The sequence below is a fragment of the Seleniivibrio sp. genome (genome assembly GCF_021209385.1).
Taxonomy (GTDB): domain Bacteria; phylum Chrysiogenota; class Deferribacteres; order Deferribacterales; family Geovibrionaceae; genus Seleniivibrio.
On sequence record NZ_JAJOIL010000001.1, the window covers coordinates 51,678 to 75,955 of the forward strand.

The window sequence follows — 24,278 nt, forward strand, 5'->3', positions numbered from 1 at the left end:
CGCATATAGCCACAGACAAAAAAAAAAGCCCTGCTTAAATCGACAGGGCTTTCTTACTTTAATACTTTACTGCATGCCAGTGTATCTTATACACTCTGCAATCTGCGTGGAGTTCGGAACCTTTCTGGTGAACAACAGGTTCTCCCGCTCCGACTTCAGGAGCAAAAAGCACCTTATCGGCTGAAACGAACGCCCGCATATATTTGAGCGATGAGCCGTCAAAATAGAGAACAGGTTCTCTATCACCCAGATCGCCAATGGTTAATTTTTCAACGTACAGAATGTCTGACTCGTTGACCTTTGGAGCGAATCTTCCGTCATTAACGGAAACCCACACCGCGCCTTTTTCCTTCTCGCATCTGCCGTCTTCGACATCGCTAAGGTTAAATCTGATAACAGGTGCTTCCGGTTCATACAGAACAGATTCTGCTTCCGCGGCGGAGGATGCTCCGAAATCCATCGAATATCCCTCCTCTTCCCCGATCAGATCCGAAACTTTGCATGTCAGACAGCCTGCAAGGTTTTCGATTAAATCTCTTTCAAACTCACCGTACCCAAGTTCAAGTCTCGAAATAAACTGAACGTCGAGCTTCGCAACAACAGCCAGATCGCTTTTGGAAAAACCTCTCTTTTCCCTCATCTTTTTAATGTTTTCCCCGATCTCTTTGGTGTTTTTGATGTTATCGCCATAGGCGAAATAATCTAATTTCACTTCCAGAAATCTGGCTACTCTGGAAAGTGTTTCAAGATCGGGTTCTCTGCTGCCGCTCAGGTAGTTTGAAAGCCTGGAAGGTGAAAGCCCGACAGCACGGCAAACGTCTATCTGCTTAATTCCCTTCCTTTTGATTAATTTACGAATCTTATCTCCCAACATAAATGAATCATACCTCATTAATTATAACCAGTAAATCAACTAATTGCACATAAGCCTGAAATGTACACGAAACGCATACTCATATATGCAAAAATATCAGAACTGATCAGAATTTGTAAAATTAATCAGAAACTTACCTGAAAGAAAGTCCCGAAATAATTATTATAAAGCCAGTGTTTCTAAACGTAATAATATTCGTTATACTGAAAGTGACAATAGTTTTTTTGTATAGACACATTCCAATCCGTAATCTACACAATTCTGCCAATACTTTTCAGTATATTTTATATGAAGACATTTTCTGAAATTGGTGATATGAAAGCAAATGCTTGAGCGCATGAGACACAAGATAAAAAAGATACTGCTGCTTGATTATTCTCCGCGAAGGATAGCAATGTCCTGCGCCATAGGAGTATTCATAGGCTTTTCGCCTTATGTGGGGCTGCACACGGGTCTTGCAATGGGCGCATCTTTTCTTTTCGGGCTTCCGCTTTATCCGCTCATACTTGGCGCCTACATCACCAACCCTTTCACGCTTGTTCCCGTATATACCCTGTGCTATAAATTCGGCGCACTGATCACAGGAAGACATATCACAACCATGCCGGATTTCAGTAATTTTGAATATACCGCCATGATACACACTGCTAAGACGTTTTTTATTCCTTTTTTTGTGGGAACTCATCTGCTGGGGTTGATTCTTGCGGTAATAACGTATATTCTATCCTATCATTTAGTTAAAAAATATAAAGGCAGAGTCGCATAATGGCTGAAATTATCGCAGTTGCCAGCGGAAAAGGCGGCGTTGGTAAAAGCTTTTTCTCATCAAACCTGTCCATGTCCCTGAAAACAGCAGGGAACGAGATCCTTTTGGTCGATGCAGACCTGGGCGGCGCAAACCTGCACGATTTTATCGGACTCAAGGTTCCGGGAAAAGGTCTTTACGAATTTCTGAAAGACAAGATAGACATAAACTCCGTAATTGCGAAAACTCCCGCAGGAGTTGATTTTGTCGGAGGTTCCAGCGATGTTCTCGGAATGGCGCACATCACAAACTTTGAAAAGCTTAAAGTACTGAACAGACTTAAGAAACTTGATTATAAATATATAATACTTGACCTTGGAGCCGGAACAAGCTTCAATATGATAGATTTTTTCAACTTCGCCGACAAAAAGATAATGATAATGAACTCAGAGCCCACCAGCCTTGAGAACTCTTACGGTTTCCTTAAAGTGGCGCTTTACAGAAAGATTGAACTGCACCTGCGCAAGGATACAAAATTCAGCGAGATATGCAACAAACTGCGCAGCAAAAGCATGAACTATCCTAATATCGACTCCATAACAAAAGCTCTCATTCAGGTGGACAGCACCGGAACTGGAGAAATAAGAAAAATGGTCGATGATTACAAGATAGGAACCGTGCTGAATATGGTGAGAACACGCAAGGAACTCAATGTTTTTTACGGTTTTGAGTCGGTTACTAAAAAATATCTCGGCATAGATATTGAAAAATTAGGTTTTATGCCTTATGATATTAGCGTCAGCGAAAGTATTAAACTGATGCGACCCTATTATATAAACAACATGCGAAGTGATATGGCAAAATGTATCGACGATATCAGAAGCCACATCATAACAAAGCTTTAGGGAGATTTTTATGAGTAATCTTCAGCCTGTCAGAGACCTTGAATACGGGGATATTAACCATTCTGATGACCTTGAGGTCATACAGCTTGTCGGTCTTAAACTGGGGGATGAAGAATATGCCATTGACGTCCTTAAAATACAGGAAATAATACGCACTGTTGATATAACATCCGTACCAAGAACAGACACTTTCGTTTTAGGCGTTATGAACCTCAGAGGAAAGGTTATACCGGTCATCGACCTGCGTGTACGTTTCTCACTGGATAAAATGGACTTTGACAAAGAAACCCGTATCATTGTCGTTAAATTTGAAACGGAGAATATCGGTTTCGTTGTGGATGAAGTCACAGAAGTAATCCGCATTAACAAAAAAATGGTTGAACCCACACCGCCTCTGGTTGGCGCAGTGGGGCAGGAATATATACTCGGCATATGCAAATATGCGGATCGTCTTATCATCCTTCTGGATATCGACAGCGTCATTGCCGACGGAAAACCCACAATCGAAAGCAATCTTAAAAAATCTCTGCTTACACAGCCAGGTCAATCAGCTCAGGCGGCTCTGCCATCACAGGAACAGAACTTCACAAAGATAGCGGAAGCTGTCGAAAAAGAGTTCGACGAAAAAGACATTGAGCCTGCGGCTATAGAAACGGCAGAAAAACCTGAAAAAGAAAACAGTGCGTCACTTGACGACCTTATCGCAATGGAACTGGCAAAGCGCGAAGCGGAAACTGACGAGCTGAACCAGAAAAAGAAAGAGGACACTGAAGGAAAAAAAAAGCCTGAACTAGATCAGGAGGCGATGGATGACATACTTAACGACGCCCTGAACCAGTCAGAAAACTCAATGCAGTCCACATCAGGACACGTTGAGCAGGACGAGCTTGATTTCCTTATACAGCAGGAACTTTCCAAGCGCGAGGCTGAAACCGAAGAGCTTAATAAAAAAAAAAAAGTAAGTGAACCGTCTGCTCCGATAGCAGGCGCAGCGGCAGAACCTGCTGCATCTGTTGAATTTTCCGAAGACGACATAGAAAAACTCATGGCTGCCGAAATGGCAGCGGAAGAGCTTGCCGCACAGCAATCACCTGAAACACTCCCCGAAGAAGAAGAACCTGTCATATCAGAAGCCATCCGGGAATCCGAAAATCTTCCTGAAAAAACAGAAGATCTTACCATCCCCGACGACCTCGCAGCAGAGTTCGGTTTAGATACATCTGCCCTTGAGGAACCGGTTCAAAACGAACCGGAAGAGGAAGAATTCACGCTTCCTGAGCCTGTTGAACAGGAAATGGGTGATGAGATAATAGGCAAAGGTCTGCCTGACGAATATACCGAAAGCGACCAGCTTTTGGATTCAGTCGATTCACTTCTTGAAGAGCTGAAAACCGCTCCTGCAGAACCCATACAGACAGAGAGCATTCAGGAACTGAAAGCATCATCATCAACCCCGTTCAACGAACAGGAATCGTTTGAAAAACTGAAAACACTCTCTAAAAAGATAATTGACGGCGAAAAAGTTGACCTCGGAATTTCCATCAAACAGGAAGTTTCCGAACTCCTCCGCCTTATCCTTGATACAAAAGGACGGGTAGATGAGATCGAACCTACTCTTATCACGTCCAAAGAGCAGCTTCCCAACCTTGTGAAATCACTCGAAACCGTAACTGAATCCACAGAAGAAGCGACGATGGGACTTATGGAAGCCGCTGACGGACTCACTGGTCATTATCAGGAATTTCTCAACGAGATCGAGGATCTTGAGGATCTGATGTACAAAAAAGACCAGAAAGCGATACTCAAAAAACTGGAATCACTTGAAAACAGCGCCGAAATGGCAGACACAATGGGAATGAACATACTCCATGCGCTCGAATTTCAGGATATCACCGAGCAGAAACTCAATAAGGTGATCAATGCTGTCAGGGAAATAGGCGGCAGACTGGGTGCCATACTCGGATTCATCAAGCTCAAACAGGAAGTCGATCCCACAACCGTAGAAGATGCTTCTCAGGATGACATCGACAAACTGCTTGCTGAATTCGGACTGAGCTAAAATTTTTCAAACTATCTCCGCGAGCGAACAGACGAAATCCTGTCGAACCGGACACTGCGAGACAGCCATAGGATATTCTTGCAGAAACAGCAGCAGACATTTCTACATAACGTTTGTTTAAAAACGGGATATTCTCTATTCAAGACCTTAGAAATATGCAAAGAATATTTGTTGTCTGATGACTTTTCTCTATTAAATTTATAACAATTTCCGAATACAGGTATCTGATTTTTTAATAGCAATTTTACTCACTTCCATTGTTGATAACTTGTGGAAAATAATCCGTGTGTTTTCAACAGTCTTAACCAACCTTAATCACACTTAAACATAACCCCTTATTTATAAATGCTTTAACTCAAACACTTGACAAGCAAGGGTTACACCTGTCAAGCATTTTTTTCTCCACAAAATTGTTGAGAAATTGTTCAAAGAAAAATGAACGATCTAAAAAAACAATTAAAAACAAATCAGTTAACCGTTTTGAGTATTTTTTGTGCAGGTATATTTACATTAAAAATTTTTATGTATCTTTTTAATACACTTCCATTAATAAAATATTGCATAGTCATATGGATTGAACTAAAATATTGTTTTTAAAACGGAACAATTTGATGACAAATATACATACAAGATCTGTCTTCCGCATGTTCATTGAAGCCTGCGGAAAGTACAAAGGCAACACAGCTTTTATATACCGGGTGGGCGGTCAGGAGTTTTCTGTCACTTTCAAAAAACTTCTTGAGGACGTGTTCATTCTGTCGCGCAGTCTCAGCGATAAAGGTATATCCAAAGGCGACAAAGTCCTTTTTATATCCGACAACAGGTATGCATGGATAGTGACAGACATGGCTCTGGCATCACTGGGCGCTGTCAGCATACCAAGAGGAAGCGACACTCCTCCCCATGAAATGAAGTACATCACAGGTCATTCCGAGGCAAGATTTGCCATTTTTGAAACGGAAGCAGTATACGAATCCGCTAAGAAAGAGCTTCTGGACGAATATTTCAAAAAAATATTCCTCATCGAGGGTGACATCGTAGGGCACCCCCAGGGTCAGGTACACACCTATAACGAAATTCTTGCTGACCGTACTTTCACAGAAGACGAAATGAGGGCTTTTTGCGAACTTGACCCCACAAACGAATCAGACATCTTCACCCTTATATATACCTCAGGAACAACGGGCTACCCGAAAGGCGTACCGCTTTCAAATATGAACGTAATACATAACCTGCTTATAATGCCCGAAATAGTAGCTCTTACAGAGAAAGACAGCTTTCTGTCCATTCTGCCCACATGGCACATTTTCGAGCGCGCAGCGGAGCTTATAGCCGTTACAAACGGCTGCTGCACAGTCTATTCCGGTGTAAAAACCTTTGCACAGGATCTGGAACAGTACAAACCAACCATAGTGGCATCAGTGCCGCGTGTGTGGGAATCGCTCTATTCAAAGGTTCAGTCGGCACTTGAAAAGCAGTCGAAATTCAAACTTTTCATGTTCCAGTTCCTTGCAAGAGCATCGGCATCCTTTAACCGCAACTCCCGCTATCTCCTCGGAGTTCTTCCCGAATTTGAAAAAACACCCATTAAGCAGAGAATAAAAGAGACACTGACCGCCATTGCAAAGGTTATTCTGCTGCTCCCGCTTAAAATATTTGCCATGAACAAGTTCAAGGCGGTTCAGGCAAAATTCGGCGGACGGCTCAGGCTTGCAGTCAGCGGCGGAGGGAGCCTTCCCGGATACCTTGAAGACTGGCTGGACGCTATCGGTCTGCGCATCGTAAACGCATACGGCATGACGGAATGCGCACCCGCCATAGCAGGCAGAGGGCTTGACTGCCAGATATTCGGAACCCTCGGTAAGCCGGTAAAGGGAACCATACTCAAGATAATCGATGAAAACGGCAAAGAATTACCCAGAGGTCATGAGGGCGAAATAGTCATTAAAGGACCGCAGGTCTTCGCAGGGTATTACAATTCGCCGGAAGAGAACGCAAAATCTTTTACATCAGACGGATTTTTCCGCACAGGAGACCTCGGAAAACTGACCTTCTCCGGTGAACTGAAAATAACAGGACGCATTAAAGATATAATCGTTCTGGCAAACGGTGAGAACATAGACCCCTCACGCATAGAATCAGCAATTACAATGCTCCCGTTCATCAAGGACGCGGTGCTTGTGGGGCAGGATCAGAAAAGCCTTGCGGCGCTGATAATTCCCGACATGGAAAAACTTAAAGACTATATGACATCCAAGCTGGAACACATCCGTTCGGACTTCGATATGAACTCCAAACCCGTTGTGGACCACGTTAAAAGAGAGATAAACAAATTGCTTTCAAACAAAAAAGGTTTCAAAAACCATGAGAAACTGCACAACCTGTCCTTTCTGGAGCAGGAGTTCAAACAGGGCGAAGAACTGACAAATACCCTGAAAAAACGCAGACATTTCATTGAAAAGCGCTACAAAGAACTGATATCAGGTCTTTTCAAACAGAATAACAATGATGGTCAATAATACTTTCCTGCCTGTAACACAGGAAGAAATCTCTAAACTCGGCTGGGACAGACCGGACGTTATACTTGTCTCCGGTGATACATATCTGGACAGTCCGTACAACGGCACCGCCATCATCGGCAGACTGCTGACCGAAGCAGGATACCGCACGGCGATAATCGCACAGCCGGACATGGACACAGACGATATAGCACGCCTCGGCGAACCGAAACTCTTCTGGGGAGTGTCCGCCGGATGCGTCGATTCCATGGTGGCAAACTATACGGCTTCAAAGAAAAAACGCAACACAGACGACTTCACTCCCGGAGGCGAAAACAACAGACGCCCCGACAGAGCCGTTCTGGCATATACGAACCTCATCCGCAGGCATTTCAAAAACACTGTGCCGATTGTTATCGGCGGTATAGAGGCGAGTCTGCGCAGAGTGACCCATTACGACTTCTGGTCGGACAGCCTGCGCAAATCCGTGCTTTTCGACTCGAAAGCGGACTATCTTGTATATGGAATGGGCGAAAAATCCATTATGGCACTTGCCGATGCATTTAAAAACGGCACCGATGTCACAGGAATCAGAGGACTCTGCTACATCTCCAAAGAGGTACCTAAGGGTTACCTTTATCTTCCTGCCCACGAAGAGTGCGTTGGAGATAAAGAGAAGTTCATGCAGATGTTCAACACGTTCTACAAGAACAACGACCCTATCACTGCAAAAGGGCTGGTTCAAAGGGTAGACAGCAGATATCTTGTCCAGAATCCACCATCAGAAACGCCTTTGCGCACAGAGATGAACAGCTATTACGAACTGCCATACACTTACAAAGTACATCCTTTCTACGCCAAACAGGGTGCTGTAAGGGCGCTTGACACCATAAGAAACTCCGTCACCACCCACAGAGGCTGCTACGGTGAATGTAACTTCTGCGCCATCGCAGTGCATCAGGGAACAACAATAGCAGAGCGCACAGAAGCTTCTGTTATTAAAGAGGTAAAACGGTTCAGAGATGCCGAAAACTTCAACGGGATAATAAACGACGTAGGCGGTCCCACCGCGAACATGTTCGGCATGGAATGCCGCAAGAAGAAGGACCACGGAAGATGTACGGATAAAAGGTGTCTGTTCCCGCAGAAATGCCCGCAGATGCCTGCAGACCACAGAAAGCTGAACAGCCTGCTGAGTGCTGTGCGCACAATGAGCGGCGTAAGGCGCGTATTTGTGGCATCAGGAATCCGTTACGATATCATCATGGAAGACAAACAGTTTGGCGGTCAATATCTTGACAACCTTGTGAATTTTCATATCAGCGGACAGATGAAAATAGCCCCCGAACATACTCAGGACAGCGTGCTTGGACATATGGGTAAACCATCCGCAGAAGTGCTGAAAAACTTCGTAGCGGAGTTCCAGAAACGCAATAAAGGTAAGAAACAGTACCTCACATATTACATGATCGCTGCCCACCCCGGGTGTACAATTAAAGATATGGAAGACCTCAAACGGTTCACATCAAAAGAACTTCGCATAAACCCCGAACAGGTGCAGATTTTCACTCCTCTGCCTTCAACCTATTCAGCTTTAATGTATTACACAGGCAAAGACCCGTTCACAGGAAAAGATATTTTTGTTGAAAAGAGTCCGCAGAAACGTCAGGCTCAGAAAGACGCTTTGGCAACTGCTGACAAGCAGTTTAAACCGAAAAGAGCGATACAGCAGGTCAAAAAAAGAAAGGGGCGTTAGCCCCCTCCTGTCAGAATTTTATCTTAAGGTTCTCCGTTTTGTCCCCGCGCAGAACCTTCATATCGTATTCTCTGCCCTTCTCCGCATAAAGGAGCTCCAGCTTCAGCGTTGCAAGATCTTTCAGCTGCACACCGTTGAAACCTGTCAGAATGTCGTCTTTCAGCACACCGCCAACCTGAGCGGCTGATTTATCAGAAACCTCGACAACCTTGAGTTTTCCGTCCTTATCGTCTAGCCCCACGCCAAGCATGGGCGACGCGTCGTATTCGCTCTCTGCCGGATACAGAACATAGTCCGCTATACCTGGTCTGTTCTCCTCGTCCTGACACACTGCAACGTAGTTAAGGAGGTTTCTGCGGAACAATCTTTCCGGTATGGACGACCTGTATCGTATATGTCCGTTTCCGGCGATGATAACCATCAGCCTGTCGGGATTCGCTTTCATATATTTGTCGGCAGAATCCGCCATAGTCTCATCCCACAGAAGCTGCGCTTCGTAGAAATTCTCAAAATCCTTGCCCATGGGGTGCATGGAAAAAATGGTTGTCAGGTTCTCCCTGTATGCTCCGTCCGTATATTCGATGCTGTCCGGAATCTGTTTAAGGTCTTCCGCATCAAGGGATTTGATACCGCCAGCCGACACTTTTTTCGTTATCTCCTGCGGAGTGTTCAGCGCCACAAGGGGGATTCCGTTCTCTTTCGCGTAGCGGAAGATGGGCATATACATGCGAAAATCGAATTTCCAGCGGTCATAATATTCCGTGCGGATAAGCATCTCTTTTTCGCTTATTTTACCCGCAACGTAGTCGTCAAGCGCCTGCTGAAATGGTTTCTGAACCATCTCAAGCCCGACTGCAACCTTTTTTCCTGCTTCGTTCAGCCTGCGGATGAATTCAAGCTGGTTCTCGTGGTGAGCGTAGCTCGTGTGTGACTCGCCCACATAAAATACTTTCGCATATGGATTTTCATCTATAATGGTTTTGATGTTGATTGCGGACTGCACACGCTCTCCCTGTCTGTCATCGTAAAGGATAAATCTGTTGCCCTGCCAGCTTTCTGCCAGTTTCGGCATGAGCCTGCCGTTTTCAAGGGACAAAGAGCTGTATTTGCCGTAATGGCTTGCCCTTGCGATATTCTTTTCCGCTGTTTCAGCGTCTGACGTGTGTATGATATACGTCATTCTGTCAGTGTAGAGCGGATGGAGAGATGATATCATCTCAAAATCCGACCTGATAACTGGAGCGTTCACGCCGTAATATTTTTTATATGCGGCGTTGTCCCTGTCAAGAAAGATGAGTATTTTATCATTATACTGATAAGGATTTACATCGTCACTGTAAACCTCAGCATTATTTATCATCTTCAAAACGCTTTCGTATTTTGTTTTATTTTTTGCACTTACAAACACAGCTTTAGGATATTTTCCCCAAAGTCCGTAAAATGCAGGGTAAACCTCTGTCCGGTCAAGCATCCTCGCTGTTTTATACTGCGGGTCAATGACAAGTTCGCTGGGTCTCTCTTTGGTTTTTATAACGATTTCTTTGTCTTTGGTGTCGATATACTGCGTGCTAACCGTATCTCCTTTATCTGTTCTGACAACAATTTCCAGAGGATAGTTAAGGTTTTCATAGTGGTTTTTTATTGTGAACGATGTTTCGTAACCATCCATAACAGCTTTGTAGCCAGCCTTGTCAACGTCAAACTCAGCTATATAATTCTCGGCAAGCCAGCCGCCGAAAAATTTATCAAGTTTCCTGCCGGATGCATCTTCAAAACACTTCTGGAGTTCATCCCAGCCTGCCTGTTCATATTTATATCTGCTGTAGATAAGTTTAAGCCCTTTTCCGAAAGCATCGGAACCTATGACATCCTCCAGCATCGAGAAGAACATCATCCCTTTTGAATAGCCCACCGCCTGCGCGGCTTTCCCGCTGTTATAGCTGAATCCTATCAGCAGCTGCCATCCTCTTTCTGTCTGGCGTTCTGCATAATGTCGATTATCGCCGCCTTGCGGTACTGCACATCCTTTCCTTCCTGCTTTTCGTAAAGTCTGTCTGCAAGGTAAGTTGTCAGCCCTTCCGCCCAGTTTCCGTTGCGGTCGGTTTCAACAGAAACACCAAGCCACTGGTGCAAAAGCTCATGACCCAATGAAGTCTTTGTCATGAAAGGCATGGCAACAATTCTGTCGGAAATGAATGTAAGAGAAACGTGTGCATGACCGATGGGATACGGAACGTCCGCCACTGCAAATCTGCCATAGGGGTACTTTCCGAACATATCTGAATACATGTTCATAAGTTCCTTTATCCTGTCGAAATAGGTGTCTGCATACTGCATATTCTCTTTTGAGAAGTAGACGGCAAGTTCAACGCCGTTGAATTTCTCCGTGCGCACCTGCCATTTGTCTGATATTCCGAGCATCATGCCGTATTTGGCATGTTTCAGAGTGAATTTATAGCCGTATTTTGTTTTTTCGGCTCTGTCGCTCTCGGCGATCGCTGTGTAGCTTTCGGGAAGGGTCAGTTCAAGAACATAGCTTGTGTCCTTCGGTTCTCCGAACCAGTCACCGTCAAGAATAAAGGTGCCGTTCAGATCCGTCATGGCACTCTGGAAGGGTTTTCCGTCCACAGTACCGGAAATGACCTTTGCCGTCATGTCCGCTTTCGCTTTCACCAGCGTTGCGGCGTTTACAGAAAATACTGATGTGATTAAAAGAAACATGGATAACAGTCTTTTCATCTGCGCCTCGCAATTATATTGGGAATTTGTTGAAAATATGACTTATCTTAACCTTTTTGGTTCAGAAAAAGGAAGCGGTAAAAGTGCACGTCGGAAAGTTTAGCGCTTATGCGCACAGCAAGTGCGATGAAAAGAATTGAAAAAACAGTTCTTAGCAAAAGAATCCCCGAAAGATGCCCGCCTATGGAGACCATAAGAAGGGTATCTTCTATCATGGAATGACAGATGCCCATGAAGGCTAGGCTGAAAAATACGTCCCTGTGGCTGATTGTTCCCGAACGTGCTTCGTTTATGATAAGTCCGCCGCCGTATGTAAGCCCCAGCGTAAAGCCTACCATCGTAAGATATGCCGCCTCTTTGCCTATTCCCATGAGCTTCATAAGTGGTTCACAGGCTGAGTTTATCAGATTTATCACGCCGATCACTTTCAGCACCTTCATGATGAACACCAGAAGGGTCACGATACAGGCGATATATGCGAGATTCTGCACCTCGCCGAGCGCCCAGCCGATGATGGATGCGTCAACGGGTGACGGTTTCAGCAATATTTTTGCAGGCTGGTCAAGCCATCCGCCGTAACTGTATATCAGATTAAGGATGATGCCGAAGATGAGCGCCGAACCTATGCGGAAAGCCGCCATAGCCGCGAAACGCGTTCCGGCTTTTTTCGCTATCTGCACTTCCACAGGAATTGCGTGCGCCATGAGCATCATTGACGCAAGCACTGTCGCCTGCGCAGCCGTAAGCTCCAGCTTACCCGCCAGCGAAGCGAACACGATGATACCGCCGTATATGTTGGTAAGCAGCGCGGAAGCCCATGCAAGCCCCATCTCGCCCGGCAGACCCGTCAGCACCATAAGGGGTGCAAGGATTTTGCCGAGGATGGTCACAAGCCCCAGCATATCCAGTACCTTTATAAGGATCATCATAGGCACAAGTATCCTGAACAGAGTGACAAGTATGAAGAAAGACTCTTTAAAAGTGGATACGAATATGTGCCTTATGCTGTATATCATACGAGGCGCTCAATCTCATAAAGGGAGCTTAAACGCGCCATTATCCTGTCTATGTGATCCTGCCCTCTGGTTTCAAGAGAGACGTTCACGCGGCTCTGGTTCAGAGGCACGCGCTGGTCGTTGCGTATGTGTGCTATCTGATGAATATTCGCCTGCAGATTGCTTATCTCCTGAGAAAGCGACGTGAGCGCGCCCGGCACATCACGAAGAATGATAGAAACCGTCATAAATCTGCCTGTTGCGGTCATACCGCGGCTGATTATCCGGCTGATAGTGGTGACGTCGATGTTTCCGCCGGAAACAACAAGTACAGTGGTCTTGTCCTTAACGTCCACCTTGCCCGCCAGTACAGCGGCAAGCGGAGCGGCTCCCGCTCCCTCCACAACGAGTTTGGCGCGTTCTATATATTCAAGCACAGCAAGTGCTATCTCGCTTTCAGAGACAGTAACAAGCTGATCCACACAGTTTTTGCAGGATGCGAAAGTAAGCTCGCCCACCTGTTTGACAGCTATGCCCTCGGCAAAAGTTGCCGAAGTTGAAAGGCTCACCACCCTGTCCTCTGACAGACTGCTCACCATTCCCGCCGCCTCTTCCGCCTGTACGCCGATCACCTTTATCTTCGGATTGAATTCTTTGACATATTCCGCTATGCCGGAAATCAGACCTCCGCCGCCAACAGGCACAACTATCTGGTCGATATCCGGTTTCTCCGCCAGAATCTCATATGCTATCGTACCCTGTCCGGCTATCACGTCGCGATCGTCGAACGGGTGGATGAAATGCAATCCGCGTTCTTTGCCCACCTGCACAGCATACCTGTAGGCGTCCTCAAAGGACTGCCCGTAAAGTATAACTTCCGCTCCGTGGCTCTGAGTGTTCGCCACCTTTACCATAGGTGTGAATTCCGGCATTACTATCACTGCTTTAATGCCCAGTGTCTTCGCGCTGAACGCCACACCCTGTGCGTGGTTGCCCGCTGAAGCGGCTATGATGCCGTCCTTGCACATCTCCTGATTTTTCAGGATGCAGTTGAGCGCACCGCGTATCTTGAACGAACCTGTGCGCTGCAGATTTTCCAGTTTGAAATAGATATCAGCGCCTGTTATCTCTGAAAAATTGTTGGAGTAATACAGAGGCAGATATTTGATATAGTCTTTTATCCTTTCACGGGATTGCGTAACTTCGTTTAACATACGGATATATTAGCCGTTATTGTTACAATTGCAACCACAACTATTGTGAAAAACAACTCTCCGCCCATTCGTACATGCCCAAATCGGCAAGGCACTTTGCTGCCGCTGTTCTGGCATCAGTATCCCCATTTATGAAAAGTTCCTTTACGGTATCAACAGAATCAGGAGTAAGCCTGACCATGGCGTTTGCCGCCGCTGCGCGCACCTTCCATCCCGAATCTGAAAAATGTTTTGCAATGACAGGAATATATTCTTTTGAAACCGAAAGTCTGACAATGATATTTGCTCGTACACCCTGCGCTTTTTCCGTTTCCAGCAGCTCAAGAAGATGCGCGGTGTTGCCTGAATATACCACTGCCGCCGCCCTCACCCGTTCATCATCATGTGAGAGAAGCTTTTCAACAGCCTCCTGAAAAATGCTTGTATCCCTTAGATTTTTGAGACAGCCAAGAGCGCCTGTCAGAATACCTGCTGCCTCGTTTCCGCTAAGGATGCTTTGAATGAGTATTTCATAACCGGAAGGGGAGTCTTTCAGAAACGTATTTAACGCCCACTTTTTAAGCGAAACAGATAATTTCTCCCATCGGGACAAAAACAGGTCATAAGGGCGTTCTTTAAGTTTCAGAAAGCGGGAGCGGATGCTTTCGGGATATGCCCCCTGCATTTCAGACAGCCAGTCATCAGCTGTATCCGCGGTAAATGGAGGGATATCGCATTTTCTGTCGGCAATGGCGCTTATGCGCAATGCGGTTACGGCGTCGATGGCGCTGTTGCCTGCCAGCAGATTGGCACATAACCGCGTACGGTTTCTGTTGTTATCTGCAAAAAGTATTGGTTTGATAAAGGTGAATTTCTCTATGTCCGTAAAGAACGACAGACGTCTTGCCGCCATAACGATGAATTTGCTGTCTCTCTCTGATGTGAACACTTTCTTTGCAAGCTCCGCCGTGCGCTCATCGTTAAACCCCAGAGTGGTGAAAACGTATTCCCATTTTTCGGATGAATCTGAAAATTCATCGCACATCTGCAAGAGCTTATCAACAATGTCAAAACCTGTATTGCGGCACGCTTCTTCCGCCGCCTGCATATTCCGGCGTATATATCTTACCGCGCCTATTCTGACAGAGGATTCAGGGCTGTTCAGTCCAGCGGCGATATCAGCCGCCATCAGACCACACCTTCAAGGTTACCCTTATCCACAGAAGAATTTGTGAGGTCTGCAGCGCCAACCAGATTATAGAAAGTCGAATCTCTTGTGGATTCGGCTTCATCAAGAACCTGCCAGACCTTTCTTGCCTCAGCAGAAAGAATTTTCAGCCAAGATATCTGAACGAAGGCTCCTGCAAGCAGATAATAGTGAGAATCTGCATGAAACGAAACAGATACGTTCTGACCTGTCAGATCGGCAGGAAGTACGGCGTTGCCTGTTCCTGTGCCTGTGAAGGTTGAAGAGCCTGTGTCTGTTACGTTGAATTTGCTGTCGCCCACAGAAAAATCCGTGATGCTTATCTCCACAGGGGAAGAAAGACCGAAGCTGGGACCCAATGCCACCTGAGGAACTATAAAATCCTGAATTGTAAGCACTATATCTCCCAATGCAAAGATAGCCATTACAACGAGTTCAGCAGGAGGTTCAGGAAGAAAAACCGCTCTTATTATATCTTCGCCAACAGTGGTAAGAAAGTTGACAAGGTCAACGTCACCCACAACTTCCGGAGTTAGTTTCAGTTTTCCACCGTTTGCCGCAATGCCCTCATTTTTATCATAATACCCGCCTGTCTCAATGTTCTGGGGAAAAAGAGCCACCAGAAGATCACCCAGCGGTATCATATCGCCAAGGGTTATGAGCTTGCCGATGATAAGCCCCAGAATGGATACTACCGAAAATCTGTAGGGTCCTTTATTAAGCTCCCACACCTTATCCCATGTATGGGACTGGAAAAGATGATAACGTATATGCGATATTTTGATATCAATACTCGGCATAAGATCAAAACCAATTACCTTTCCCGCTACGAATTTATCATCTGTGATAGTCAGCGTCGCGCTGTCAGGGTCTGTCTCGTCCACTTGGATGTCAGCCATCATTCTTGCGCCCCACCCTGTTTTGCCAAGCCCGACAAAGATATCCAGCGGCATGTCTGCTTCAACTTTCCATGCACCATACAAAGGGTATTGCTTATACTGGATGTGCAACGAGAACGAATGGGTAAAGTTGTCCGGCGCGTCGTCCGTGTCGTCATAAGGAATGGCTCTGTGGGATTCTATGATATCTGCCGGATCACTTGTCGCCAGCAGTGTTTTGCTTATCTGTCTCATGTTATTTCCCCTTTATCTATGCCGGTATGCCAAGCACGAGAGATTTTGAGCCGTCTGTAAACGTGCAGTAAAATACCAGTCTGTTCTGACTGTCCACATGCTTTGTTGTACCGCCGAATACGATATTCTCAACCGGCTCGCTTCCGTCGCTCAGCCTTTCTCCGGAAGTGAGCAGAACGGTATGCGCTGACCCGTCGAAATACACGAGTTCCTGCACGATCTTTCCGTTTACCTGCGAAGAGGTTATCGTATAAAAAAGCGCATTGTCACCTGCAACCGAACCTGTGCTGAAATAGAGTGCGGTGTTTCCCAGAGGCGACACATCACCGGAGGAGATTACCTTATTTTCGTCCAGATAAAGGTGCATATTGTCGTTCGCCTCGTCCCAGCCAATGCTGTATATCTTCCCTGCGGATGTCACACGCGGACCGAAAAAACAGGGTGCTTTCACAACGCCGACACTCATGGATTCAGTGGCGCCGAGGACAGAGTTTTCGGATGTGGCAACGTTACCAGAAATAAGCAAAGGCTGACTGGCATCATCCGATGACCCGTCTTTGGGGGATGAAAGCGAGGCAGCCTGCCCGCCAATGGCATAATGACCGTTATCGTGCATGTCAAGTAAGCCGAAAGATTCAAACGCATGGTTTGAGAGTGGCACAAAATCTCCTGTGGAAACAAGCATCTGTGAATCTTCCACAGATGCTCCTGGCAGATACATCACGCCCTGTCCGTGTTCCGAGGAATCATCCACGGATTTAAAGTGACCGGCGAACATTATTTCGTTGTCGTCGTGGAGGTCTATGTCCCCAAGCTGTCCGGTAGTGAAAACGGAATCGCCGTCAAGCTTCTGTCCGTATGTTAAAACAGGCTGAAAACCTTCATTAATGTCGGTTTGAAGATACAGACCGGACATCTGATGGGTGATGCTACCGCCGGAAGGCGTCTTAGCCATAACGTCAACGGCGATATTGCCGTCACTGTTTACATCCATAGCTTTAAAATTCCCGACATAGCGCCCGTCCGGCAGTGTTTCGTCTGTCATTGCGGCTATGTTTTCCCATTCTATCTTCGGAACGGTGGAATCCATATCCAGCCCAAGCTGAACTATTCCGCACCTTTTCCCGCTGCTGACGGTGTCAAATGTGATTGTGCTGTTGTCGCTTATATGGACGGAGCCTCTGAAATAAGCAAGATCAATAGACCTGTTTTCAGTTCCGACGGTATCACCGCCGTTTTTAATACGATAAAAACGATATGCGTTCGGAGAACCCGAACCTGTGTCAAATGGGAGGTCGCATCCTGTGAGTGCTGAAGAGACCACAGCGCCGCCTGCAGCTCCACCGAAAAGTTTTATAAATTTTCTTCTGCTGATACCGTCTATGGGAAGCCTCCTTCGCGTTAAAAATAATCACTTTCGCAAAATATGTATATTTAAGGATAAATTATGAATAACTCCATATCAACCCAAATTCAGAATTAATTTGCATACATTCATATTTTAACCTTCAATCTCCGATGCATACAATAAATCCTTTATATTAAGAGGTATAAATAATTCATTTACATTTGCCCATTTATTCGGAATAGGCTACAGTGTGGAAGAATCAATTAAACAAGGAGCCTTTATATATGAGCGACATTTTACCTGATCTGACCACATACGCATGGCAGATTGTTTTTGCAATATTAATTCTTGTCATCGGCCGATATGCGGCAAGATACCTGTCTAAATTTTCTGTCAGGCTGATGGAAAAAGGGAAAATGGACAAAACACTGTCCAAATTCCTCTCAGGTATAATCTACTATGTAAGTATGATCGTTGTTGTCATAGCTTCACTGAATCAGCTGGGCATTGAAACAACGTCCATCGTAGCTGTACTCGCCACGGCAGGCTTGGCTGTGGGGCTTGCTCTTAAGGATTCGCTGTCAAACTTTGCGGCTGGCGTTATGATAATAATCTTCCGCCCGTTCGTAATAGATAATTTCATTGAGGCAGGCGGCACAACGGGGGTTGTCGAACAGATAGGCATCTTTACGACACAGCTTAAGACGCTCGACAACAAAACAATAATAGTACCCAACGCATCCATCATCAATAACACCATAACAAACTACTCCGCCAAGGACACCAGAAGGGTCGACCTTACCATCGGCGTAAGTTACGGAAGCGATATCAAACAGGTGAAAGCTATTCTGAAAAATATAGTTGATACTGACGAACGTATTATGAAAGACCCGGAACCCACTATTGCCGTTGCAGAACTGGCAGACAACAGCGTCAATTTCGCTTACAGGCTCTGGGTGAAATCGGACGATTACTGGGATGTATATTTCGACACACTCGAAAGCGTTAAGCTTAAATTCGACGAGAACAAGATAGCTATCCCATTCCCGCAGATGGACGTACACATCACAAAATAACAAAGTCAGGAAAATACGAGATCGCGTCGTCACTTGCGCTCCTCGCGAAGACAAAAAACGTCTCTGCGAGGGTTTTAACCCGAAGCAGTCTAATGTGAGTCTGTGTAAATTTAGTTTGTCAACAACCTGAGGGAGCCTCGGCTCCCTTTTTTTATTTCAATAGTGGTATCTGCATGAAATGATTATCAGTTTTGTCTCTTCAACCGCATAGACCAGCCTGTTGGTGTCGTCTATGCGCCTTGACCAGAATCCCGAAAGATTCTCTCTCAGCGCCTCCGGCTTTCCTATTCCTTCAAACGGCATCCTCATGGTCTCTTTTATAAGCAGATTAATTCTTTTCAGAGTTTTTCTATCCTGCGACTGCCAGTAAACGTAATCTCCCCAAGCCGCTTCTGTAAAGACAAGAAGCCTACTCATCCGCTGTTTCCCGTTCCTTAATGCTGCCCTTTCTGTACTGCTCGATGGATGTCATAAGATGTTTTGCATTTGCAGGTGTTTTCAGCAGATGGAATGTCTCCATTATGCTATTGAAAGTGTCAAGAGACATTACAACAGTGTCTTCAGCATCGCGGCGTGTGATAACTGCATAGTCCGAATCCTCGACCACTTTGTCCAAAACGGATTTCAGGTTGTTTCTCGCTTCGGTGAAATTAACAACTTTCAAGATATCGCCTCCAATATGTTCAATATAATGTACATATCAGAGGCGAAAATTTCAATGATTTTATTGTCGAATAGAATTACATCTAAATTCAGTAACCGCCAACAATCTGTCGGTGTTTATATGCAAGCAGTACAAGGAAGATCATAAATTCCGCAGGGGAGTGTACGCAGAAGTACATGACCCGAGGAATTGAAGACCTGACGCCGTAATGCGAAGCATAAAACCACCGACTACAGCGCTCCGTAGGAATGGAGACCTGATATAAGTAAATTCACACCGATATATGTAAATATCGTACAGACGAAACCCGCCACAGCAACTGCCGAAGCCTTTGCTCCTGTCCAGTCTTTAACGTATCTTGCATGCAGATAGAACGCATATATCAACCATGTGATGAGCGCCCACGTCTCTTTCGGATCCCAAGACCAATAGCGTCCCCATGCCTTGTCCGCCCAGACAGCACCGAATATCAGCCCGCCGACAGTGAAGATGGGAAAGCCCACGGATATCATCTTATATGTAAGTTCCTCCATAACTTTTCCGTTTATGGAGAATCTGTCCATGAGGCTGGCAAGTTTTCCGCCGAAAAACCATGATGCTGCACAAAATGAGGCATAGACGGCAAACAACAGGACAAAACCTCCCGCGCCCATATTTTTGAACGTGAAATAGAGCGGTTTATAAGCACCCTCAACAGCCTTAGCTGAAAGTGCCGCGGTAAAATCGCCTATCATAAGCAGTGTAACGAAAACAAACGTACCCAGCGCCACTGTCCAGAAGATATATACGCCGCTTCTGCGCGGAAGTCTCAGCGATGCCAGATGCAGAACCGCTGCCACAAAAGACATAGAGAAAGCCGCATAAGCTATGAAACTCATGGTTGCGTGCGCCAGAAGCCAGTTACTCTTGAGTGCCGGAACAAGGGGCTGTATGCCCTTCGCCGCACCTATGGTGTCGACAAAAGCCACAGCCATTCCTGCGATTGCCGTAAGGAATGCGCCCATAAATTTTGTTTTATATCGTCTTTCTATCCAGATATTGCCCGCTATGACGCACCACGCAAAGAACAGGAGCGATTCATAGAGGTTTGTTATCGGGACAGAGTGGAAAAATCCCAGATGATATGTGTTTGAAAACTCCACCCAGCGCATAAGAAATGCGGCAGTGTGACACACAAAACCGAATATTGTCATCCATGACGCTACCTTGCCTATCATCTCTTTTTTGAGAATGAGATAGGCAACATATACCGCCATTGTTACCATGTATGTGATACTCGCGATACCGAATAAAACGGAGCTGTTCATATTAGCCCTCTTTTGTTACGGATTGTTTCAGTTTTTCGAGCAGTTCTGGAATCGCTGACCTGAACTTACTCCTGTCCGCATGAACGGAAACCTCTTTTTTGCCGCCGTTCTCTGCGATGCGCACCCAAATGCGTTCGTGGCGGAAATAGAAAGCAATAACGACGCCCAGACCGAGGATAAAGAATCCGATATATACTAGGTAGTCAGCAGGGTCGTATGTCACGGAGAACACAGAATATTGAGCGCCGATAACATCGACGAACTCTATTTTCATGTCGCCCGCCTGACCGGATTCGGGATAGTTCTGGAACACCCATTTGTAGCCCAGAGACACGTCATTCTCGTCAAACACCTCTATCTTAGCGGCAGGGTTCATCATAAGAGTGTTGAAATTCACCAGTTCGCCTTTCTGATCCTGACCCAGCGACGGTGCGAAATCCGTAACCTCTGCGGAGATGTCAGTGCCGGGAACAGTGAATTTTTTGCCGAACTGAACGGCTATCTTTTTAACGCTGCCCTCTTTACCTGTGTTCATGATGAAAGAAAGGTCTTTGTTGGGATAAAAACCATGATTTGTCTGGAAGATACGATAGCCCTTATATTCTATTGGCGAGTTGACCATCACCTCTTTGGATATCTCTTTTCCGTTTTCGATGATGGCTATTTCAGAGCGGTAAAGCTCCGGTTTGACGGAGTTTTCATAATATTTCACATCGAAATTGTCCAGACGAACTGAAAACGGCAGTTTCCTTGCGGCATTGTTCGCGTTGACGATTGTGTTGTCACTCTGCCCCTCCACAACGCCGAGATTCCCTTTGAATCCGACAGTTATACCCACAAGCGCCGCAATAAGAATGACCATGATGCCAAGGTGTGTTATGTACACCCCGCTTCTTGCAAATCGCCCTTTCTCCGCGGCAAGATACATGGTTTCGCCGTCTTTTTCGTCAACGACCGTGTAGCTTTTTAAAAAATCCCTGACATTCGCTTCGGCATCCTCTCCCGCTTCAAATGTTACGGAATTATCGCCGAAAATATTTCTGTTTACCGTGACGGGTGTCTTGAGCTGTCTGTAAACGTGAGACAGTCTGTAAAACGTGCATACGGAGAGGTTCACACCAAAAAGCACCAGAAGCGCAATGAACCACCACGATGAATACATATCCGCAAGACCTGTCTTCACCAGCCACATGTATATCTGCTCATGTGTCATGCCCAGTTTTTCGGAAAGCCAGAAGACAGCCTTTGAACCGGAGTCGTTCTGCTGGATAAAAGTACCCAGAGAAGAACTTAACGCTATCATGATAAAGAGAAACATCGCGAGCTTAACGGAAGCCCAGAAATCGAGTATTTTTTTAAGCACGGATACACCTCAAAGTAAGAATAACAAATAATTAATGAGATTGCTTCGTCACTCCGCTCCTCGCAAAGACGGCAGACGCGGCAGTCTTTTAAAAACGGGGGACTTAAAAAGCCCCCCGCGAGGTTTATGTCTGTTACTTCGCTGCGGCAGCGGGAGCTGCTTTTGCTGCGAGAGCATCGTCAATCATTTTGATGCCTTTCATGGACTCGTCAACAGACTGAGTGAGAGATTCGCGAGCCATTTCGGGGTTGTGGAAACCGTCTGAGTTTTCAGCGGTCCAGTATTCCCAAAGGATATGCGCTCTGAGGTGCTGATCCTGAGCCTGTTTGATAACAGCCGCGTCGAGACCTGCTTTTTTACCCTCAACTATCTTGTCGATAAGTCTGTCTATCCAGAACTCTGCTTTTCTCATTTTGCCTTTTGTATAAGCTTTTACAGAGTCGATGGCGTAAACGGCATCCTTCTCGTTCCAGCCTTTATGGCATCCGCCGGTGAGACAAGATGATTTGATGTGCTCTTTAGGAGTCACAGCATAGTGAGAAGTGAATGTTTTGCCGTCTTTTCCTTTAACTTTTTCCATGTGGCAAGTGTCGCAGCCTACGCCCGCTTTCGCGTGAGCAGAGTTATAGTATGTCTCAGATTCGGGGTGCTGTGCTTTCCACAGGAGTCCGCCTGTAAGAGCATGTTTGAAGTCCAGCATATGTATCTGGTTTTCATAGTGGTCATACAGTTGGAACACGTCTTTATAGGGGAAGTGGTTCGTTCTGTCGTCGGCGAAAGTAACTTTTTCACCTGTTTTAGTGTCTGTACCGGGGTTGCAGTTGTATTCAACGTGGCACTGACCGCACTGGAGTCTTGAGTCGTATTTTTCAAGGATAGCTATTTTTCTTGTATAGCCTCTCATACCCATGTCATACACTTTTATCTTTGTATGATTGGGGTCTTTCGCCCAGAGAGTATCCGCTTCGGGTCTTGTGAGCGCCTGAATAAGAGCATCTCTTACGATTCTCGGTTTGGCAGAGTGAGGATCATGGCAGTAGAAGCAGTTAAGTCCGTGCTGAAGTTTTTTTGACTGAACCATAGCAACGGGTTTGCTGGCTCTGGAGAAAGGAGCGCCTGCTTTGGGATCGCCCATGTATGCCCAGTCAAGGATATGGTCCTGAGTTTTACACTGGAGGCAAACGGGGTTAACCGTTGTTGCAGTCTGTCTCATGAATGCTTTCTGGTCGTCTGTGGAGGGTTCTTTGTCAACAATAGTGTCCCAAACCTTTCCGGGTTTGTTGTTAACATATTCCCAGCCGTTTTTGGGCTGGAATCTGCCGCCGAAAGCTCTGTCAACAACAAGCTGGTCAAGAAGCATAAAGGGGTGGCTTCTGGTGAGTCCGTGTTCCTTTGTGAAACCATGTCCCATCATCAGTTTATCCCAATAAGGGTTGGGTGCTCTGTTTGTCAGCTGAGATTTTTCGTCTCTCGCCGGACGATGCTTGCTCACCTGAAGGAAAGTATCGTGCTGATTTTTGTGACATTGTCCGCACGCTTCCCAGGATGTGTCCACAACGGGGCGTTTTGAAGAATCTGCAAGGTGATCCTTCAGACCGGAGTGGCAGCTTACACAGTTAACATTCTTGTGCTTTCCGCCGGCGTGCAGTTCTTTAACTACATCGTGGCATTCGTAGCAGGTCTTGGGGTTAACAGGTTTTTCCTGTGCGGCCATGGCAGACGACGCGAAGAGCATAAAAAGTGCCGACATCGCTATGACCGTAATAAAGTTAGCCATTCGTAACATTGTTCCTCCTTTTAAGGTTAAAAAACGTCAATACCAATATTGCTTAATAAAGTTATAACTGTAATTTTGTCAGGATGGTGTTAATGATTTAAATCTGGTGTAAAGATTGTAAAGTAATGATTTTAAAACAAAAAAAGGACGCATAAAGCGTCCCTTAAAGAATTATGAAATGGTATTTAACCTTAACATGCGTATAAGCTTGAGATGCTTGACATCAGCCTTTCAAGGTTAACAGGTTTGCGGATGACATCGTTCACCCGAAGCTCGTCTTTTGTATATTCGTATGCGGTAAGCGCAATTATCGGCGTCTCACAGCCTTTCTCACGCAATCTGCGAACCATCTCCCTTCCATCCATAACTGGCATATTGATATCCGTTATGATGATGTCCGGAGCCGATTCATTTACTTTGTCAAGCCCATCCTGTCCGTCTTTGGCAAGAACAACTTCCTTTACCCTTTTTGACAGCATTTTGGCAAAGTACATGCGTGTTATAGCTTCATCTTCGACATAAAGGACAGTCATATCATTCACGTCCATACCTCACCTGTTTAATATCTTATACAATATTATGTATCATATTAACATAAACGACAAGATTATATTAATAAATTTACATACTGACACATGA

At 45.7% G+C, this 24,278-nt stretch carries 20 protein-coding genes; 6 read left to right on the top strand and 14 right to left on the bottom strand.

The features are described 5' to 3' along the window. Positions 1–58: 58 nt before the first annotated feature. Positions 59–874: a helix-turn-helix transcriptional regulator gene (locus LRY47_RS00280; protein ID WP_295221278.1), complete on the bottom strand. Its 816-nt coding sequence runs from the start codon at positions 872–874 to the stop codon at positions 59–61. Between the two features lie 337 nt (positions 875–1,211). Between LRY47_RS00280 and LRY47_RS00285 the strand changes: the two genes are divergently transcribed. The 5 genes from LRY47_RS00285 to LRY47_RS00305 all read left to right on the top strand — a co-directional run bounded on the left by LRY47_RS00285 (position 1,212) and on the right by LRY47_RS00305 (position 8,837). Then, a complete protein-coding gene (locus LRY47_RS00285; protein ID WP_295221280.1) occupies positions 1,212–1,640 on the top strand; it encodes a DUF2062 domain-containing protein in 429 nt (142 codons plus the stop codon). Then, positions 1,640–2,524 carry a P-loop NTPase gene (locus tag LRY47_RS00290; protein ID WP_295221283.1) on the top strand — a complete coding sequence of 295 codons (885 nt, stop codon included), beginning with the start codon at positions 1,640–1,642 and terminating at the stop codon, positions 2,522–2,524. Before LRY47_RS00285 ends, LRY47_RS00290 begins: the two co-directional genes overlap by 1 nt. Positions 2,525–2,534: 10 nt before the next feature. Next, positions 2,535–4,583: a chemotaxis protein CheW gene (locus LRY47_RS00295; RefSeq protein WP_295221286.1), complete on the top strand. Its 2,049-nt coding sequence runs from the start codon at positions 2,535–2,537 to the stop codon at positions 4,581–4,583. Between the two features lie 611 nt (positions 4,584–5,194). Next, complete coding sequence (locus tag LRY47_RS00300; RefSeq protein WP_295221288.1) at positions 5,195–7,102, top strand: AMP-binding protein; 1,908 nt, start codon at positions 5,195–5,197, stop codon at positions 7,100–7,102. Further along, positions 7,092–8,837: a YgiQ family radical SAM protein gene (locus LRY47_RS00305; protein ID WP_295221291.1), complete on the top strand. Its 1,746-nt coding sequence runs from the start codon at positions 7,092–7,094 to the stop codon at positions 8,835–8,837. The genes LRY47_RS00300 and LRY47_RS00305 overlap by 11 nt, the downstream gene beginning before the upstream one ends. Positions 8,838–8,847: 10 nt before the next feature. Here the strand turns inward: LRY47_RS00305 and LRY47_RS00310 are convergent, their stop codons facing one another. Genes LRY47_RS00310 through LRY47_RS00340 form a run of 7 tightly spaced genes read right to left on the bottom strand, consistent with a single transcriptional unit; the run spans position 8,848 to position 17,428 of the window. After that, complete coding sequence (locus tag LRY47_RS00310) at positions 8,848–10,749, bottom strand: ChaN family lipoprotein (RefSeq protein WP_295221293.1); 1,902 nt, start codon at positions 10,747–10,749, stop codon at positions 8,848–8,850. A gap of 38 nt (positions 10,750–10,787) precedes the next feature. After that, positions 10,788–11,576: a hypothetical protein gene (locus LRY47_RS00315; protein ID WP_295221296.1), complete on the bottom strand. Its 789-nt coding sequence runs from the start codon at positions 11,574–11,576 to the stop codon at positions 10,788–10,790. Between the two features lie 47 nt (positions 11,577–11,623). After that, entirely contained in the window at positions 11,624–12,592 is a 969-nt protein-coding gene (locus LRY47_RS00320; protein ID WP_295221298.1) for a nucleoside recognition domain-containing protein, read from the bottom strand. After that, positions 12,589–13,785, bottom strand: a complete 1,197-nt coding sequence (gene ilvA, locus LRY47_RS00325) for a threonine ammonia-lyase (RefSeq protein ID WP_295221301.1) — start codon at positions 13,783–13,785, stop codon at positions 12,589–12,591. Before ilvA ends, LRY47_RS00320 begins: the two co-directional genes overlap by 4 nt. A 40-nt stretch (positions 13,786–13,825) precedes the next feature. Continuing rightward, complete coding sequence (locus tag LRY47_RS00330; protein ID WP_295221304.1) at positions 13,826–14,953, bottom strand: HEAT repeat domain-containing protein; 1,128 nt, start codon at positions 14,951–14,953, stop codon at positions 13,826–13,828. Further along, positions 14,953–16,104 (bottom strand): hypothetical protein, encoded by a 1,152-nt coding sequence (locus tag LRY47_RS00335; RefSeq protein ID WP_295221307.1) that lies wholly within the window; start codon positions 16,102–16,104, stop codon positions 14,953–14,955. Before LRY47_RS00335 ends, LRY47_RS00330 begins: the two co-directional genes overlap by 1 nt. 16 nt (positions 16,105–16,120) lie before the next feature. Next, entirely contained in the window at positions 16,121–17,428 is a 1,308-nt protein-coding gene (locus LRY47_RS00340; RefSeq protein WP_295221309.1) for a hypothetical protein, read from the bottom strand. Between the two features lie 308 nt (positions 17,429–17,736). Between LRY47_RS00340 and LRY47_RS00345 the strand changes: the two genes are divergently transcribed. After that, entirely contained in the window at positions 17,737–18,528 is a 792-nt protein-coding gene (locus tag LRY47_RS00345) for a mechanosensitive ion channel domain-containing protein (RefSeq protein WP_295221313.1), read from the top strand. A gap of 156 nt (positions 18,529–18,684) precedes the next feature. Here LRY47_RS00345 and LRY47_RS00350 read toward each other — a convergent pair whose 3' ends face one another. The 6 genes from LRY47_RS00350 to LRY47_RS00375 form a co-directional block, all read right to left on the bottom strand. Further along, entirely contained in the window at positions 18,685–18,945 is a 261-nt protein-coding gene (locus tag LRY47_RS00350) for a Txe/YoeB family addiction module toxin (RefSeq protein WP_295221315.1), read from the bottom strand. Next, positions 18,938–19,192: a type II toxin-antitoxin system prevent-host-death family antitoxin gene (locus tag LRY47_RS00355; protein ID WP_295221317.1), complete on the bottom strand. Its 255-nt coding sequence runs from the start codon at positions 19,190–19,192 to the stop codon at positions 18,938–18,940. Before LRY47_RS00355 ends, LRY47_RS00350 begins: the two co-directional genes overlap by 8 nt. A gap of 230 nt (positions 19,193–19,422) precedes the next feature. Then, positions 19,423–20,499, bottom strand: coding sequence for a c-type cytochrome biogenesis protein CcsB (gene ccsB, locus LRY47_RS00360; RefSeq protein WP_295221320.1), 1,077 nt, complete (start codon positions 20,497–20,499; stop codon positions 19,423–19,425). Between the two features lies 1 nt (position 20,500). Beyond that, positions 20,501–21,862, bottom strand: coding sequence for a cytochrome c biogenesis protein ResB (locus tag LRY47_RS00365; RefSeq protein ID WP_295221322.1), 1,362 nt, complete (start codon positions 21,860–21,862; stop codon positions 20,501–20,503). A gap of 133 nt (positions 21,863–21,995) precedes the next feature. Further along, a complete protein-coding gene (locus LRY47_RS00370) occupies positions 21,996–23,639 on the bottom strand; it encodes an ammonia-forming cytochrome c nitrite reductase subunit c552 (protein WP_295221325.1) in 1,644 nt (547 codons plus the stop codon). Positions 23,640–23,830: 191 nt separating this feature from the next. Beyond that, positions 23,831–24,187: a response regulator gene (locus LRY47_RS00375; protein ID WP_295221327.1), complete on the bottom strand. Its 357-nt coding sequence runs from the start codon at positions 24,185–24,187 to the stop codon at positions 23,831–23,833. Positions 24,188–24,278 lie beyond the last annotated feature (91 nt).

Bases quoted from the DNA above. Each gene is read 5' to 3' on its own strand.
- LRY47_RS00285 (WP_295221280.1), top strand. From the start codon at position 1,212: ATGAGACACAAGATAAAAAAGATACTGCTGCTTGATTATTCTCCGCGA.
- ccsB (WP_295221320.1), bottom strand. From the start codon at position 20,499: ATGAACAGCTCCGTTTTATTCGGTATCGCGAGTATCACATACATGGTA.
- LRY47_RS00300 (WP_295221288.1), top strand. From the start codon at position 5,195: ATGACAAATATACATACAAGATCTGTCTTCCGCATGTTCATTGAAGCC.
- LRY47_RS00370 (WP_295221325.1), bottom strand. From the start codon at position 23,639: ATGGCTAACTTTATTACGGTCATAGCGATGTCGGCACTTTTTATGCTC.
- LRY47_RS00375 (WP_295221327.1), bottom strand. From the start codon at position 24,187: ATGGACGTGAATGATATGACTGTCCTTTATGTCGAAGATGAAGCTATA.
- LRY47_RS00350 (WP_295221315.1), bottom strand. From the start codon at position 18,945: ATGAGTAGGCTTCTTGTCTTTACAGAAGCGGCTTGGGGAGATTACGTT.
- LRY47_RS00305 (WP_295221291.1), top strand. From the start codon at position 7,092: ATGGTCAATAATACTTTCCTGCCTGTAACACAGGAAGAAATCTCTAAA.
- ilvA (WP_295221301.1), bottom strand. From the start codon at position 13,785: ATGTTAAACGAAGTTACGCAATCCCGTGAAAGGATAAAAGACTATATC.
- LRY47_RS00280 (WP_295221278.1), bottom strand. From the start codon at position 874: ATGTTGGGAGATAAGATTCGTAAATTAATCAAAAGGAAGGGAATTAAG.
- LRY47_RS00320 (WP_295221298.1), bottom strand. From the start codon at position 12,592: ATGATATACAGCATAAGGCACATATTCGTATCCACTTTTAAAGAGTCT.
- LRY47_RS00330 (WP_295221304.1), bottom strand. From the start codon at position 14,953: ATGGCGGCTGATATCGCCGCTGGACTGAACAGCCCTGAATCCTCTGTC.
- LRY47_RS00315 (WP_295221296.1), bottom strand. From the start codon at position 11,576: ATGAAAAGACTGTTATCCATGTTTCTTTTAATCACATCAGTATTTTCT.
- LRY47_RS00345 (WP_295221313.1), top strand. From the start codon at position 17,737: ATGAGCGACATTTTACCTGATCTGACCACATACGCATGGCAGATTGTT.
- LRY47_RS00335 (WP_295221307.1), bottom strand. From the start codon at position 16,104: ATGAGACAGATAAGCAAAACACTGCTGGCGACAAGTGATCCGGCAGAT.
- LRY47_RS00290 (WP_295221283.1), top strand. From the start codon at position 1,640: ATGGCTGAAATTATCGCAGTTGCCAGCGGAAAAGGCGGCGTTGGTAAA.
- LRY47_RS00295 (WP_295221286.1), top strand. From the start codon at position 2,535: ATGAGTAATCTTCAGCCTGTCAGAGACCTTGAATACGGGGATATTAAC.